The organism is Candidatus Palauibacter australiensis (assembly GCA_026705295.1).
Classification (GTDB): Bacteria; Gemmatimonadota; Gemmatimonadetes; order Palauibacterales; family Palauibacteraceae; genus Palauibacter; species Palauibacter australiensis.
Window position 1 is genome coordinate 1 of the sequence record JAPPBA010000022.1, and the last position, 14,174, is coordinate 14,174.

The window sequence follows — 14,174 nt, forward strand, 5'->3', positions numbered from 1 at the left end:
GGACTTGGACCATGTTGACGTGTGGCGGCTCGAACGGCAGCCCGCCGGGCGATAGATCCGCCCGAATCCGCACCAACGGTTCCGGAGCGGCGCGGGAATTGCCGGGGGTTTGAGGGGGGCGCAGCGTCCCCCTCGCCAGTCCGCCACGTTCAACGTGGAGTCGGCTGGCTCAGGATCAGTAGCGGTCCTGAGCCAGCTGCTCGCCAAACCGACCCGGGTTCCGAATCTTGGCGCTCGCTTTGAACTCGATTCGGGCGGTTCGGACGCAGCGGACGACAGCGGTTTCGCGGTCAGTTAATCGACGTGCTCTCTGGAGCGAGCCGGGCACGGACGACATAGTTTACGTTGAACTCGTCCGTCACGATCAGCCATGCCGAGTCGCCCCGCACAGCCGGGGCGACCTGATCCCAAAGACTGAGGCCCGCTCCCAAGCTCGCCGTTCCAAGATGGCTGCCGTCCCCCGAGTAGACATCGAACAGGATTCCCCCGTCCGCTGACGGCGTACGTACCCACAGGTTGCCCTCCGCCGACTGGAAGATCGCCTCGACGGCGGGCTTGACGTTGGGAATCCGGGACCAGTCCCATTGGCTGGTCACTCCCCTGTCCTCGAGCATTTGCCGCATCGCGGCGATCACAGAATCGCGTTCGACCCCCGGCACGGGGACGGAGGGTCGGCGGGTCTCGACCACGAGAGTCGTGTCCCCGCCCGGTTCCCACCGCGACAGCCGGTATTCGGGATCGCCGTCCCGCGTGGACCACACCGTGCCTCGCGAATCAAGGTGCGCGGCCTCGGAAGCGAAGAACGGGATCCCGTACAGCATGTATCCGCGGTCCAGCGCTTGGTAGAACGTGCCCGGCTGACGCTCCGGATCGTACTCTTCGTCCTCCGGTTCATCGCTGGGCAACGGAATCGAGTCCACCAGCGTCATCGTCAGATCGTAGACGCGAATCAGTCTCCGGGTCCCGTCCCACCAGGGCCGGTGGATGCGGCTCCCGTCCACCATCGCGCCATTCCACACCCAGCCGTAGTTGCCGTCGTCAAACGGAAAGGACTCGATGAAGCCTTCATCGGGATCGAAAACCGACATGCGCCCGTTGCGCCCGTCCGGGACCCAGATGCGTCCGCTGGGGCCAAGCATGAGACCGTTCGCGTCCGCGAACTCGCCGGGTCCCTCTCCCTTGCCGCCATGGGTCGCGATGTGAGCGCCATCGGGGCCGAAGACGCGCAGTTCCTGCACTTGGGAATCCAAGACGGCGAATCCCCCGCCGTCCAGCGCCAAGAGGCCCTTCAGATAGGCGAACGCGTCCGGTCCGGTGCCTTCGAGCGTGCCGACGCGGAGTTCCTCGACAAGCGTCCAAGTGGGAGATGCGTTCGCCGCCGGGATGTTCGTGACGTGGACCGTGCCGGAAGGCAGCGTGACTCGTAGCGTGGTCCAGTCACTCCGATCTTCTGAGTCCCCGCAACCGGCCAAGGCCAACCACGCCCCGGCGATCAGTATCATCAGTATCGCTCGCGTTCGGTCGTACATCGTTCAACTCCATCTCGCCATCAGCGCAACAAGCGGGCCACCTCGCGCCGCCCGCCGCATCCAAGATCGCATTGCCGACGCGTGCTCGCCACGCGAACGGCGCTGCAATGTCGTCCCCGGCAGGCTTCTTGCCTACATTGAATGGGACGAATCCGAAGGTGCCGAGCGCTCGCTGTGATGTGTTCGGTCGCTTCCATGAGCCTCTATCGAGCTCGTGCGTGACTCCTTCCATCTCTTGGCGTGAAGGACGGACCGAAATGCCGAAGCTGACGACGACACCACGACCGCGATACCTCGCGGCGCTCCTCCCTCTCGCCCTTTTGGTGGCCTGCGGCGATGTCGGGGACGGATCGGCCACCGGTGCAGCCGGAACCCTGGACGGACCGGACGTGATCGTGAACGCCGTGACCGAGGAGGTCTTCACCGTAGGCTCCGTCATAGGCGACACTTGGGACACCTTCGGCAGCGTGCGCTCGGTGCACTTCGACGCGCAGGCCAACCTTCACGTCTTCGATAGCCAACTCGATCACATCCTCGTGGTCGGGCCGGACGGGTCGCTGGTCCGTACGGTCGGCGGACGGGGCGAGGGACCCGGCGAGTTCGGTAACGTCACCGGGGTGATCGTCGGGCGCGACGGCTCCTACACGGTGATGGGATTCTCGCACATCGACCTTCTCGAACCAAGCGGCGAATACGTACGACGCATAACCCAGGACCCGATGACGACTGGCATCGTCATGGCTAGCGAGGCGCTTCCCGACGGTCGCCTGATCGCCAGCCAGATTATGCGCTTCGGTGAAGATCATTACGAGGAAGGTGGCCGTCCCATCCACCTCTTCCCACTCGACGGCAACGAGCCACAACTCCTCTACACCGCTTGGGAACTGCCCGAAGAGGACGAAGACGAAATCGAGATCAGCGGGTCGGGGTCGACGGGAAGGCGCATAAGCATGCCAGCGGGCCGCGCCTTCGAGCCCGGCCTTCGATACGACCTACTGACCGACGGCCGCCTCGCGCTGATCGACTCGATCGGCTACCGCGTCAAACTCATCGGGCTCGACGGAAGCGTCACCGGAACCATCGAGCGGCCGATCGCCCCGCTGCCGGTCCACGATGCCATCATGGAGGCGGAGCGCGAGCGCTACCGTGAAAGCGAGGAGTCGGCGCTTGAGAGCGCAGCCGCTGCCGGCGTCCAGCTTCAGCGGGAGGGTGTGGAGGGCCGCACATTCGCCGACGAGTTGCCGGTGTTGTATGACTTGGAGGTGGACTGGGCGGACCGAATCTGGCTGGAACGCTGGGGTCCGACAGGCGACGACGACGGTCCGACCGACATCGTGACACCCGAGGGGGACTACATCGGCACCCTGCCGCCGGAGGGTCTGCGGATACCGGACGCCTTCGGCCCCGGCGGGTTGATGGCCTACATCGAGAGCGACGAGTTGGGGGTGCAGACCGTCCGCGTGATCAGGCTGGTTGCCTTGGAACCGCAAGGGTAGAGCAATCCGCGAGGTCCGCCGATGTCCACCAAAGTCGAATGGAGTCCCGTTTAGGAATGGGGATGTAAAAAGGGGATGAGAGATAGAACGATTGGCGTAAACCATTGCAATATATGCAACTTACGAAATATCCGCAGAATAGCGCTGCTATTCTCCCTCGTCGCTCCTTGTCAGGCGAGCGCTTCACCGCTCTCGGCGCTCACGCGGGGTTTTGCCACGGGCTGCTAGCCGTCAGGGTTGCTGGTCGAGCCTCCGGCCGAGGAGGGCCTCGATCCCCGCCACCGCCACCTCGTAGTCGAACCGACCCCTGACGAGATCGACCTCCGCCTGCGTGAGCGTGATCTGCGCGTCCTGGAGTTCGAGAATCGTGGCGAGGCCGAGTTGGTAGCGCTCCTGGACGACCCGGAGGCTCTCCTCGCTGAGTTCGACGTTCCGCTCGGCGAGGTCCACACCGGCGAGCGCGGACTGCGCCGTCGCGTAGCGGGCGTCGAGCAGCGAGCTGATGTTCAGCCGCACCGCCCGCTCTTCCTGCCGGGCCTGGTCCGCCGAGGCCCGCGCGCGGAACAGCTGCGTCTCGCGCTGGAAGCCGTTGAAGAGAGGGTAGCTGCCCGAGAGCCCGATCGACCACGAGCGGTTGGAGGGTGGGAACTCCTGGTTTGCCCACCCGTAGCCGGCGCCGAGCGAGATCGTGGGCAGGTAGCTGGAGCGCGCACCCGACACGGCTGCCTCGGCGGCTTCGACGGCCAGGGAGGCCGCCTCCAGAGCGGGAGCCGTCACATCGGCCATCGCGAACAGTTCGTCGCGCGTGTAGGGCATCGCGGCCATCGCGAGTTCCGCCTCCGCGGTCGGCCCCACGAGGGTCTCGGAGCCGATGACCTCGGTGAGTTCGAAGGTCCGCGTGCGCGCGTTGTTCTGTTCGGTCAGAAGCGCGAGTTGCGCGTTGTTGAGGTCGACCTGCGAGCGGAGGGAGTCCGAGCGCGTAGCCCGCCCCAGCTCCAGTTGCTGCCTGACGAACTCGAGCTGGTCCGCCTGCCGCTGGACGCGCCGTTCTTCCACGGCCACGAGATCGCGTGTGGCCACGGCCGCCGCGTAGGCCTGTTTCACCTGCTGAATGACCTGGAACTCGGCCTCGCGATAGCGGGCGTTCTGCTCGACCACGCCGAGCCGGGCGCTCTTCAGGTTCGTGAAACGCCCCCATCCGTCGAACAGCGTGTAGTTGGCCTGGAGCCGCGTGGAGTAACTCGTCGCGACGATCCCCTGGCTGAGCGCGTCGAGACGACCGGTGGACGAGTTCGAGTAACTGAAAAAGGCATTCACTCCCGGGAGGAGCGCCCCGTAAGCGCTCAGCCGGTTGTGCTCCGCCATCTCGATCGTCGAATAGGCCTGGATCAGCCGGGGGTTGCGGCGGAGCGCGATCTCGACCGCTTCGTCGACCGTGATCTGGCGGGCGTTGTCGCTCGCCTGCACCTGCGCCTCAGCCATCCGGGGCGACGCTCCCGCGAGCAGGACCGCCGGCAGCAGGACGAACCCCCATCGACGAAAACCGGCGCTCGGCCGGTCTCCGCACCCACATCTATGTCGAATGGTCATCGTTTCCCTTGCCCCCCGAGGGGCGGATTGACGTCTCTCGGTTGTCAGTTGTTTCGCTGCGGGTCGTCACGCCCCTGGGACCCCCGTTCGCCACCGCGCTCTCGCCCGTCTCCGTAGCGCTGCCGCAGCAACCCCCGATAGTCCTCACCCTGCTCCTCCGTCAGCACCGACTCGATTCGCGTCCGGACCGAGTCCATCAACGCCCAGTAGCTCCCGCGCAACGTCCGCAGCCCGTCGCGGTAGTGATCGAGGAAGCCCTCGATCTGCGACCGCTGGTCGGCCGTCAGACCCAGCTCATCGGCGAACTGCTCGATCGTGGTCTGCCGCCCCCGCGACCCGCCGTCGCGATCCCGCGTCTCGGGAGACGTCGCCTCCGCTGCCGGTTCGGCCGCGGTTGCGTCGGAAAAAAGATCGAGGCGGTCCGCCGCCACGCCGACCGCGGCGCCCGCCGCGAACACGAGCGTCAGAAGCAGAATCGCCCGGAAGCTTGAAGTGTCCATACGCACTCGGTTCGTGTCGCGTTTCAGCGAGTTACGGATTGATGAGCGCGGCGGTCAGCACCGCGTCGCGACTCGGCTCGGCGAGGTCGATGAGCAGCGCCGGCGGGGCTTCGGCGTCCGCCGCCAGCGAACGCACCAGCCCGACCGGCGCCGCGTCCGGCTCGGCGACGAGCTCCGGCGCGTCCGGCACGGAGATGCGATACAGCAGGACGCCGGCGGCGACGAGCAGCCCGGCGGCCAGCGGCGCGAGCGCCGCGGACCAGTTTGCCGTCACGTCGAGCCAGGAAAGCGGCCGTCGCTGGAACAGCGCCTCCGCCGCCGCCATCACGTTCCGGCGCAGGCGCCGTCGCGTGAGTTCGTCGGGCCGCAGGGGCTCGAGATACTCGGCCCACGCGGGCCCGGGCCCGCCGTTCCGACCTTGATCTCTCCTATTCATCCTCATCTGCTCCTCCGGCGCCGGGCGCCGGCGCTTCGCCGAGAAGGCGGCGCAGCGCGTGCCTGCCGTGATGAAGGTTCGCCCTCGAAGTTCCGACCGCGATCCCGAGGATCTCCGCGATCTCCGCGTGGTCGTACCCTTCGAGGTCGTACATCATGACCGCCGTTCTCTGTCGTTCCGGAAGCTGCTCGAGCGCATCGAGCACCCTTTTCCGGGCATATCTCCGCTCGAACTCCCGGTGCGGATCGTCCCGCGACGCCGCCGTGTCCTTCAGCTCCGAATGGGTCCGCAGCAACTCGCGCCGCCGGAGGTTCAGGCATGTGCTCCTCAGCACGCGATAGAACCACGGGCCGAAACGGCTTCCCGGCCGCAACTGCCCGATCCGCTCGAGCGCGCGAATGAACGCGGCCTGCACCGCGTCTTCCGCGTCCTGCTCGTGCCGCAGAATCGACAGTGCCACGGCGTAGGCCGGGTCCGTGTATCTCGTCACGAACAGGGAAAACGCCTGCGGGTCGCCGGCTTGCACGGCTTCCACGAGGCCGGGCTCGTCGGCGCCGGGATCCGGCGGCTCGACGGGTCCGGAACCGGGACCGGCTGCGTCGCCCTGCGATCCGCTGCGCGTTCGCGTTTCCTCCGCCAAAGACGTCCCCATCGCTTGGGTAACACGCCCTCGAAGCCGGCCGTTGCACCGGCTACCGTCCGCGTTCGCCCCGGCGCTTGTTCCTTCACCGTGGCCGTCGCATCTTCGGCTCCGTGAACAACGAAACGCAAGCCCGGCCCGCCGCCGCCGAAACGCCCGATCGAGCCCACGCTCTGGCGGGCCGAACCCTCATCCAGGAACGCATCCGCGGGATGCGAAAAGTCGTGGGGCGAAGGCTCTCGCCCGGCGACATCGTCCTCAGGAGGGCGTCTCCCGAAGTGCGGCGCCATCTGTTCGAGGAAGCGTGCGAGTTGTACTGGAACGAGATGAGCTGGGAGGAGATCACCCAGGAGGAACTCATCGGCGACGAGGAACTCACCGAGATGATCTTCCCCGGGCTGCTCGCGCTCATCGACGCGTTCCTTCCGAAGGCTCCGAACGGGGAGCCGGACCGGGACCGCGAACACCGCGACGTCGTGCACGATTTTCTGGATTGGCTGGCCGCCCGGCTCGTGACGCTGCGAGAGGCGCGACCCTCCGAGGAGGACGCGCGGGCGCGGAACCTCCGCCAGAAGAACGTGACCGACTCCCTCATCGACCTCATCGCGTTTCGCGTGTGCGCACTGACTTCCGACGAGATCGAGACCTACCAGAACGCCTGACTCCATTCGAAGACAAGACGGATGAATACAATAGTCTGCATGAAACGCGTGCCGGACTCGGCCACGCGGGTGAGAGTGACGCCCGACGGCGCGGGACTGGACCCGGCCGGCGTCAAGTACGTCGTGAACCCGTACGACGAGTTCGCGCTCGAGGATGCGATCCGCCGCAGGGAAGAAGCGGGGGAGGGGAAGGTGACGGTCGTCGCGCTCGGCCCCCCCGAGACCGCCGAATCGATCCGCCAGGCGCTCGCGATGGGGGCGGATGAGGGCGTCCTGCTCGCGTGCGCGGGTTCGCACGACGCGCTCTCGGTGGCGCGCGCGCTGGCTGACGAGATTCGGGGCCGGGAATACGACCTCGTGCTGTTCGGGAAGCAGGCGATCGACGACGACAACATGCAGGTCCCGCAGATGGTGGCCGAGTTTCTGGGCCTCCCGTGCGCGACCGTCGTCGTCGGCCTCGAGATATCCGGGAGCGATGCGACGGCCCGCCGCGAGGTCGAAGGCGGTCACGAGGTCGTCGAGTTCCCGCTGCCCGCCGTCGTGTCGACGCAGAAGGGGCTCAACGAGCCGCGGTATCCGAGCCTCAAGGGGATCATGGCGGCGAAGCGGAAGCCTCTCGAGGAACGGGAGGTGACGCTCGACGCGCCGACCATCGAATTCCTCCGCCTCGACGAACCGCCGGCACCGGCCGCGGGCCGGATCGTCGGAGAGGGCGTGGACGCGGTGCCGGAACTGGTGCGGGCGCTGCGCGACGAAGCGGGGGTGCTCTGATGCCCGGGGCGTTGGCGTACGCCGAGGTCCGGGAAGGGGCGGTGAGCCGGGCCTCGCGGGAGGCGGTCGGGCTCGCGCGGCGGATCGCCGCCGACGTCGGAGGGGAGACCCACGTCGTCGCGCTCGGCCCTCCCGGTACGGCCGAGGCGGCCGCGCAACTCGCCGGCTTCGGCGCCGACCGCACCTGGGTCGGCGAGTCGGAAGCTCTCGCGCTGTCCCAGCCGGACATCGCCGCTGCGGCCATCTCCCGGCTCGTCGAGGCGGGGGACTACGACGCCGTGATCTTCGCGGCCACCGCCCAGGGGAGGGACATCGCCCCCCGCGTGGGGGCGCGGCTCGGGCGGAGCGTGGCCTCGGAGGTCATCGAGTGCCGGCGGGAGGACGACGCCATCGTCGTCCGCCGGCCCATGTACGCCGGGAAGGCGATCGCGACCCTGCGCTTCACGCCGGGCCCGGCCGTGATGACGATCCGGGGCAACGTCTTCGCGCCGGCCGGGGAGACCGCGGCGGGCGAGATCTCGAGCCTGGACCTCGATGGCCTCGACGGCCGGGTGCGGACGGCCGCCCTCGAGCAGGGGGATCGCGACCGCCTGGATGTGAGCGAGGCGACGACCATCGTCTCGGGCGGCCGCGGGATGCAGGGGCCGGAGCACTGGCCGCTCCTTGAGGCGCTGGTGGAGGCGCTGGGCGACGAGGCGGCGCTCGGCGCGAGCCGGGCCGTGGTGGATGCGGGCTGGCGGCCGCACGGCGAGCAGGTGGGCCAGACCGGCAAGACCGTGTCGCCCAACCTGTACTTCGCGGTCGGAATCAGCGGAGCGATCCAGCACCTGGCCGGGATGCGCACGGCGAAGGTGATCGTGGCGATCAACCGCGACGCGGACGCGCCGATCTTCGGGGTGGCGGACTACGGTCTCGTGGGAGACGCGTTCGAAGTGCTGCCCGCGCTCACCGAGGCGGTTCGCGAAGCCCGCCGGGGCGATTAGCGTCATGCCGCGCTGCGCGGGTCCGGGTCGGCCGGCATGAGTCTCCGGGCTGTGCGCGAGGACATCGCACGCTGGGCGCAGCAGGGTGATCCGATCGCCATGGCGACGCTCATCGCCGTTCGCCGTTCGGCCCCGCTGCCACCGGGCGCGCGGTTCGCGATCTCGGCCGCCGGGGAGCTGAGCGGCTCGATCTCGAGCGGTTGCGTGGAAGGCGACCTGCACGAACGGCTCTCCGCGCTGCTGGGCGGCGGGGCGCCGGCCTCCGTCACGTACGGGATCACGGACGAGATGGCCGCGGGCGTCGGCCTCTCCTGCGGCGGGGAGATCGACGTCCTCCTCGACCGCCACGATCCCGGCGACCCCGTCTGGCACCGCCTCTGGCAGCTCCAGGAGGCCGGCGCCCCGGGCGTCCTCCTCACCGGCGCGGCGCCGCCCACGCGATCGCGGCAACTCCTCCTCGAACCGGACCGGTCGCTCGGAACGCTCGGGTCCGCCGAGCTCGACCGGGCGGCCCGCTCCCGCGTCGACGACTGGCTCGGCCGGTCGGACGCCCGCGCCGTCGAACTCGTGCGGGACGACCCGGACAGCCTCGTCTTCGTCGAGTCCTTCGCCCCGCCCCCGCGGCTCGTCATCGTGGGGGCGACCCCGATCGGGCATGCGCTGTGCGCCATGGCGCACCGGACCGGCTTCGAGGTCGTCGTCGTGGATCCGCGCGAGGCCTTCCTGAGGCCCGAGCGGTTTCCGGATGCCGCGTCGCTCGATCCGCGCTGGCCGGACGAGGCGATGGCTGCCCTCGATCTCGACCCTCGCACGAGCGTCGTCATCCTCACGCACGACGAGAAGCTCGACGAGCCCGCCCTCGAGACCGCGCTCGCCTCCCGCTGCGGTTACGTCGGTCTCCTCGGCGGAGGCCGGACGCAGCGGCAACGCCGAGAGGCGCTCCTCGCGCGGGGGTTGGACGCGGCGGCATGCGACCGTATCCATGGTCCGGTCGGGCTGCGGATCGGCGCCCGCTCGCCCGCGCAGATCGCCGTCTCCATCCTCGCGCAGCTCATCGCCCTCGACAGGGCTCCCTAGCCGCCCGTGGCAAAGCCCTGCGGACTGCCGACGTCGGCTCGGGGCCGCGCGGCGCCGGATCAGTCGCGCGTGCGCCGGATCTTCCAGCGATCCACCACGCGCCGTCCCCGCACGACCTCGAAACGATCGAAGTGCGCGACCGTGAGGCAGGCGTGATTCGGAAGGACGCGGACCTTCTCGCCGACGGCGAACCGGCCGGACAGGCGCCCGTGTTCCTGGCTCACCGAGGTCACGCGATGGTCACTCAGCGCCCTTCCCGACGCGTCACGGAAGAGGCGGCCGTAGTGAGGCGGATCGTCCGGCCCCACATCCTTTGACAGGGCGAGCGCGCCACAGTCCGCGATCGCCCCGCCGGATCCGTCGCGCGCGGAGACGACGGTCGCGAGCACCGCGACGGCGCAGTCGCTCACCGCGCACGATCCCAGCCGCGTCTGCGTGTAATCGTAGAGCGCGTAGTTCCCCGGCCGGGCCTCGTCGACCCCCTCCAGCGTCTCGACCCGGCTCATGCCCGGGGTCGACCCGAGCGAGAGCACTCCCGGCTCGATCCCGGCCGCGCGGAGCGCGCGCCCCACTTCGACCATCGCCCGACGCTCCTCATCCGCCAGCGCGGCGATGGCGGCGGGCGAATCCGCGCCGTAGGTGTGGCCGGCGTGCGTCAGGCAGCCGCCGAGCGCGAGCCGGTCGGCGCGTGAGATCCGCCTTGCGAGCTCGACGACCCGGCCGCTGTCGTGGGGGACGCCGGAGCGCCCGTAGCCACAGTCGATTTCGAGCCATACCGAGAAGGCGACGCTCGCGGCTTCGAGGGCCTCGACGGCCGTGAGGGAGTCCACGGTCACACCCAGTTCGACGCGCCCGGAGAGCGCGGCCGCCTCATCGATCCGGGAGAGATTCAGCGGGAAGGCCCACAGGATGTCGTCGAAACCCGCCTCTGCGAAGACCCGGGCCTCCGCGAGCGTGGACACGGCGATGCCCGACGCCCCGCCCGATCGCTGCAGTTCGGCGATCTCCACGCATTTGTGCGTCTTCACGTGGGGGCGAAGGCGAACGCCAAGGGCGTCCGTGCGTTCCTGCATGACCCGGAGGTTGTTCTCCAGGACGTCGAGATCGAGGATAAGGGCCGGAGTGCGGAGACCGAGCAGGTCCGGCGCGTGGGTGGCAGCGTTCCCGGCGTTCACGCGCTCAAGGTAGTTGGGGGATCGCGGTTCCGCTAAGTTGTAACCGACGATCCCGAGCACGAAACGACGAGGGCCGCGGGCTGCACCAGTGACCGCAAAGCGGTAGAGGTCGTCTTATTCACGAAGAGAAGATCTTTCGGATCGGGCCGGAAGGTCGGGTTCCGGACGATGAACCGAGCGACGCGGAGGTCGTGACCGCCGTATTGGAAGGCGACCGCGAGGCGTACGGGGTGCTCGTGCGCCGGTACAAGGACGTGCTGTACCGCTACGCAGAGCGCATGACCGGTCGCGCGGACGACGCCGCGGATATCGTGCAGCGCACGTTCATCCGCGGTTTTCGGAGCCTCGACCGATGCCGTGACCGGGAACGGGTAGGAGGCTGGTTGTTTCGGATCGCCGTCAACCTGTGCAAGGATCAGTTGAAGGGACGGGCACGGCGGGAGGTGTCGCTGGAGGCGGCCGGCCCCCTCACAGCGACGAGAGGGCTCCCCGAGGCGCGCGCCGAACGGGCGGAGATACGGGAGCAGATATACCGGGCCTTGCAGTCCTTGAGCGACGAGCAGCGTGAAGCCTTCGTTCTCAAGCACGTCGAGGGGTGGTCATACGAAGAGATGGCGGAGAGACTTGGAGCTTCGGTGTCCGCGTTGAAGATGCGCGTCCACCGGGCTCGGGATCAGTTACAGGTGCTGTTAGAGAACTACCGATGAACGACGATCTGAAGCTGTACCTCGATGGAGAAATCGACCGTTCGGAGCTCTCGCGGGAGCTTCGCGGGGAAGCGGCACGGTGGGATGCCCTCCTTTCGGACGTGCGGGATTCGGGGGTGCAGGGAGCTCCGGTCGGACTCGAGTCGAGGGTCATGGCCACGGTTCGACAGGAGGAGCGCCGGCCCCTGTCCGGTCTCGTCGACTGGTGGGTGCATCCCCGCTCCGTGCGCGTCCGGCCGTGGCTGGGGCTCGCGGCCGCCGCCGTGCTTGCGACGTTCTTCCTCTTGCCGCGGGAGAACGCGGTCACCGAGCCGGCGGGGGCGGCGACGGCGCTCGTGGGCGAAGAAGTCCACTACGTGCAGTTCCGTCTCGAGGCGCCCGGCGCGGCGTCGGTCCACGTCGCGGGCGACTTCAACGACTGGCAGCCGGAGGTCGCGCTGGCCGATCCGTACGGCACCGGCGTGTGGACCGGGCGGGTGAAGCTCCCGCCCGGCGTGCACAAGTACATGTTCCTCGTGGACGGCGAGACCTGGATCACGGATCCGCACGCGGAACGGTATGTGGAGGACGGTTACGGCAACCAGAATGCCGTGATCGCCATCACGGGCGGGGCGGGCGCCCGCTCGCTGGCCCCCTAGTCGGCCAGCAGCCGTGGCAAGAGCCCCGCTGCGCCGTTCTCTCGCGGTCGTGTTCCTCGGCGCGGTGCTTCTCGCGCCCGGATCGCCGGCCGCGGGTCAGGACGCGCGCGCCCGCTTCAGCCGTCATCTGGGCGCGGTCTACGCGGCACGCACCCTTTCCGTCATAGATGCGGGCGTCCGCGAGGGTCTGCCCCGAGGTCTCCTGATCGACAAGGCCATGGAGGGCGTGGCGAAGGGGATGCCTCCGGAAGTCGTCCTCGCCGCAGTCGACACTTTCGCCGCGGAGTTGCGGGATGCGGCGTCGGTCGTCGGCCCGGGGGCGGAGCCGGTCGCGCTCGAGAAAGCCGCCGATGCCCTTCGCCGCGGCGTGGGGCGCGAGCTTCTGATGCGGCTGGGACGCGACCGACCCGATTTTCCCCTCCTCGTCGTCTCCCTCGAGGAGTTGCTGGACGCCGGCGTGGAACTGGGTCTGGCCGAGGACCTCGTGCGCTACGCAGTGGCCGAGGAGTTCGACAGCGATGCGGTGCTCCGACTGCCAGCCAGCGTGAAACTGCTCATCCGGGAGTGCAGCAATGGTCAGCCCGACTCCTGCTGGTCGCAGGCGAGCATAAGGGAGTGCGCCCGCGTGATGCCGACGCGACCGTGCCCGACGCGAACGCTCGCGGAGGCGGCCCGCTCGGCCGCGGAACGACTCCTGCTCGCCCGGTCCCCGCCTTCCGCCTTCCGATCGGCCGCAAGTTAGCGCAGGCTGGCAACCCTCCCGGTGTCTGCCGTATACTCTCGGACTTTCCGGCGGCTGAGCCCGCCGACGCCTGGCAGCCCGTGGCACGACCCTGTAGCAGGAGTTCTTCCACGGGCGATGGCCCACTGATCTTGCCCACGGAAGATGGAGAAGGCCTTGGCAGCCAGAGTGACCGCGGCGGTCACGGGTACCGGGAGCTACCTGCCGCCTGACAGCATCGACAACTTCCAGCTTCTCGGCATGGGTACGCTGAGCGACTCGTTCGACGTCGGGCAGGCGCGGTCCGCGCTCCGGGGTGTCGAGGGTGTCAACGGGCTGTCGGCGCCCGACGTCTTCGATCAGTGGGCGTACCAGTTGACCGGCATCAGGTCGCGCCGGCGAATCCCGCCGGACAGCGACCTGACGACCGAAGACATGTGCGCCCGGGCCGGGCTCGCCGCGCTGGAGGCGGCCGGACGCGAGCCGGACGAGATCGACCAGCTTTACGTCGCGACCGTCTCACCGTCCGACGAGGTTCCGAACAGCGCCTGCACCGTGGCGACGAAGCTCGGGAATCCGCGATTGGGGGGATTCGCGATCAACGCGGCCTGCGCCGGCTTCGTGTACGGCGTGGGGGCGGCCTGGTCGGCGATCGTCAGCGGCATGGCGGAACGCGTACTGGTGGTCTCGGGCGATGCCCTCACGCGGCTCGTCGACTACACGGACGTGCGGACCGCCGTGCTCTTCGGCGACGGGGCCGGAGCGGTCGTGCTCGAGCGGAGCGAAACGGATCACGGCGTGCTCGGTCCGATGGCGTCGTCGGGCTGGTTCGCGCGCGATCCGCTGTACCTCGTCGGGCAGAGCTGGCGGGAAGACGGGGACCGGGCCCCGATTCTCCATATGGAAGGCGGACCGCGAATCGTCCGCAACGCGATCGTCAAGATGGCCGAAGTGGGCGAACAGGCGCTTCACAAGGCGGGTCTCGACTGGTCCGACGTGGATTTCGTGATTCCTCATCAGGCGAACGCGCGGATCACGCAGGGTCTCGACCAGAGGCTGGAACTTCCGAAGGGGCGCGTCGTTCACAACATCGTCGACTACGGCAACATGTCCGCCTCGACGGTCGCCGTGACGCTCGACGAAGTCGTTCGCGGCAAGCACGGGTCCGTGCCGGACCCGGCAACGATCGTCCTCACCTCGATCGGGGGTGGCTACACGATGGCGGCCGCGGTCGTCCGCATCTGACAGG

The 14,174-nt window shown here is 68.7% G+C and carries 15 protein-coding genes; 9 read left to right on the forward strand and 6 right to left on the reverse strand.

Translation table 11 applies throughout. The annotated features are described in order from the left end of the window. Positions 1–290 precede the first annotated feature (290 nt). Positions 291–1,502, reverse strand: coding sequence for a hypothetical protein (locus OXN85_01460; GenBank protein ID MCY3598628.1), 1,212 nt, complete (start codon positions 1,500–1,502; stop codon positions 291–293). Between the two features lie 284 nt (positions 1,503–1,786). Between OXN85_01460 and OXN85_01465 the strand changes: the two genes are divergently transcribed. Then, positions 1,787–3,025 carry a hypothetical protein gene (locus OXN85_01465; GenBank protein MCY3598629.1) on the forward strand — a complete coding sequence of 413 codons (1,239 nt, stop codon included), beginning with the start codon at positions 1,787–1,789 and terminating at the stop codon, positions 3,023–3,025. 231 nt (positions 3,026–3,256) lie between these two features. Here OXN85_01465 and OXN85_01470 read toward each other — a convergent pair whose 3' ends face one another. From OXN85_01470 to OXN85_01485, 4 genes are all read right to left on the reverse strand, one after another. Beyond that, positions 3,257–4,507 carry a TolC family protein gene (locus OXN85_01470; GenBank protein MCY3598630.1) on the reverse strand — a complete coding sequence of 417 codons (1,251 nt, stop codon included), beginning with the start codon at positions 4,505–4,507 and terminating at the stop codon, positions 3,257–3,259. A gap of 152 nt (positions 4,508–4,659) precedes the next feature. Then, positions 4,660–5,115 carry a hypothetical protein gene (locus OXN85_01475; GenBank protein MCY3598631.1) on the reverse strand — a complete coding sequence of 152 codons (456 nt, stop codon included), beginning with the start codon at positions 5,113–5,115 and terminating at the stop codon, positions 4,660–4,662. Between the two features lie 31 nt (positions 5,116–5,146). Further along, the gene (locus OXN85_01480; protein MCY3598632.1) at positions 5,147–5,551 is read right to left on the reverse strand and encodes a hypothetical protein; all 405 of its coding nucleotides are present in this window, start codon (positions 5,549–5,551) and stop codon (positions 5,147–5,149) included. Next, on the reverse strand, positions 5,544–6,191 hold the full coding sequence (locus OXN85_01485; GenBank protein ID MCY3598633.1) for a sigma-70 family RNA polymerase sigma factor: 648 nt from the start codon (positions 6,189–6,191) through the stop codon (positions 5,544–5,546). Before OXN85_01485 ends, OXN85_01480 begins: the two co-directional genes overlap by 8 nt. A gap of 224 nt (positions 6,192–6,415) precedes the next feature. Between OXN85_01485 and OXN85_01490 the strand changes: the two genes are divergently transcribed. The 4 genes from OXN85_01490 to OXN85_01505 are packed head-to-tail and all read left to right on the forward strand — an operon-like array spanning position 6,416 to position 9,684. Then, a complete protein-coding gene (locus OXN85_01490; GenBank protein MCY3598634.1) occupies positions 6,416–6,853 on the forward strand; it encodes a hypothetical protein in 438 nt (145 codons plus the stop codon). A 21-nt stretch (positions 6,854–6,874) separates the two neighbouring features. Beyond that, the gene (locus OXN85_01495) at positions 6,875–7,624 is read left to right on the forward strand and encodes an electron transfer flavoprotein subunit beta/FixA family protein (protein MCY3598635.1); all 750 of its coding nucleotides are present in this window, start codon (positions 6,875–6,877) and stop codon (positions 7,622–7,624) included. After that, positions 7,624–8,607, forward strand: a complete 984-nt coding sequence (locus OXN85_01500; GenBank protein MCY3598636.1) for an electron transfer flavoprotein subunit alpha/FixB family protein — start codon at positions 7,624–7,626, stop codon at positions 8,605–8,607. Before OXN85_01495 ends, OXN85_01500 begins: the two co-directional genes overlap by 1 nt. Positions 8,608–8,643: 36 nt before the next feature. Beyond that, positions 8,644–9,684 (forward strand): XdhC family protein, encoded by a 1,041-nt coding sequence (locus OXN85_01505; protein MCY3598637.1) that lies wholly within the window; start codon positions 8,644–8,646, stop codon positions 9,682–9,684. A 59-nt stretch (positions 9,685–9,743) separates the two neighbouring features. Here OXN85_01505 and OXN85_01510 read toward each other — a convergent pair whose 3' ends face one another. Then, positions 9,744–10,859 (reverse strand): alanine racemase, encoded by a 1,116-nt coding sequence (locus tag OXN85_01510; GenBank protein ID MCY3598638.1) that lies wholly within the window; start codon positions 10,857–10,859, stop codon positions 9,744–9,746. A gap of 191 nt (positions 10,860–11,050) precedes the next feature. On the opposite strand from OXN85_01510, the gene OXN85_01515 reads away from it, so the two are divergent. The 4 genes from OXN85_01515 (at position 11,051) to OXN85_01530 (ending at position 14,170) form a co-directional block, all read left to right on the forward strand. Continuing rightward, on the forward strand, positions 11,051–11,566 hold the full coding sequence (locus OXN85_01515; protein MCY3598639.1) for a sigma-70 family RNA polymerase sigma factor: 516 nt from the start codon (positions 11,051–11,053) through the stop codon (positions 11,564–11,566). Then, positions 11,563–12,204 (forward strand): isoamylase early set domain-containing protein, encoded by a 642-nt coding sequence (locus OXN85_01520; protein MCY3598640.1) that lies wholly within the window; start codon positions 11,563–11,565, stop codon positions 12,202–12,204. Before OXN85_01515 ends, OXN85_01520 begins: the two co-directional genes overlap by 4 nt. A gap of 13 nt (positions 12,205–12,217) precedes the next feature. Beyond that, on the forward strand, positions 12,218–12,946 hold the full coding sequence (locus OXN85_01525; protein MCY3598641.1) for a hypothetical protein: 729 nt from the start codon (positions 12,218–12,220) through the stop codon (positions 12,944–12,946). 156 nt (positions 12,947–13,102) lie between these two features. Then, the gene (locus OXN85_01530; protein ID MCY3598642.1) at positions 13,103–14,170 is read left to right on the forward strand and encodes a beta-ketoacyl-ACP synthase 3; all 1,068 of its coding nucleotides are present in this window, start codon (positions 13,103–13,105) and stop codon (positions 14,168–14,170) included. The last annotated feature ends 4 nt before the right edge of the window (positions 14,171–14,174 follow it).

Coding starts and splice junctions, on each gene's coding strand:
- OXN85_01475 (MCY3598631.1), bottom strand. CDS start 5,115: ATGGACACTTCAAGCTTCCGGGCGATTCTGCTTCTGACGCTCGTGTTC.
- OXN85_01465 (MCY3598629.1), top strand. CDS start 1,787: ATGCCGAAGCTGACGACGACACCACGACCGCGATACCTCGCGGCGCTC.
- OXN85_01520 (MCY3598640.1), top strand. CDS start 11,563: ATGAACGACGATCTGAAGCTGTACCTCGATGGAGAAATCGACCGTTCG.
- OXN85_01470 (MCY3598630.1), bottom strand. CDS start 4,507: ATGGCTGAGGCGCAGGTGCAGGCGAGCGACAACGCCCGCCAGATCACG.
- OXN85_01480 (MCY3598632.1), bottom strand. CDS start 5,551: ATGAATAGGAGAGATCAAGGTCGGAACGGCGGGCCCGGGCCCGCGTGG.
- OXN85_01495 (MCY3598635.1), top strand. CDS start 6,875: ATGAATACAATAGTCTGCATGAAACGCGTGCCGGACTCGGCCACGCGG.
- OXN85_01460 (MCY3598628.1), bottom strand. CDS start 1,502: ATGATACTGATCGCCGGGGCGTGGTTGGCCTTGGCCGGTTGCGGGGAC.
- OXN85_01500 (MCY3598636.1), top strand. CDS start 7,624: ATGCCCGGGGCGTTGGCGTACGCCGAGGTCCGGGAAGGGGCGGTGAGC.
- OXN85_01505 (MCY3598637.1), top strand. CDS start 8,644: ATGAGTCTCCGGGCTGTGCGCGAGGACATCGCACGCTGGGCGCAGCAG.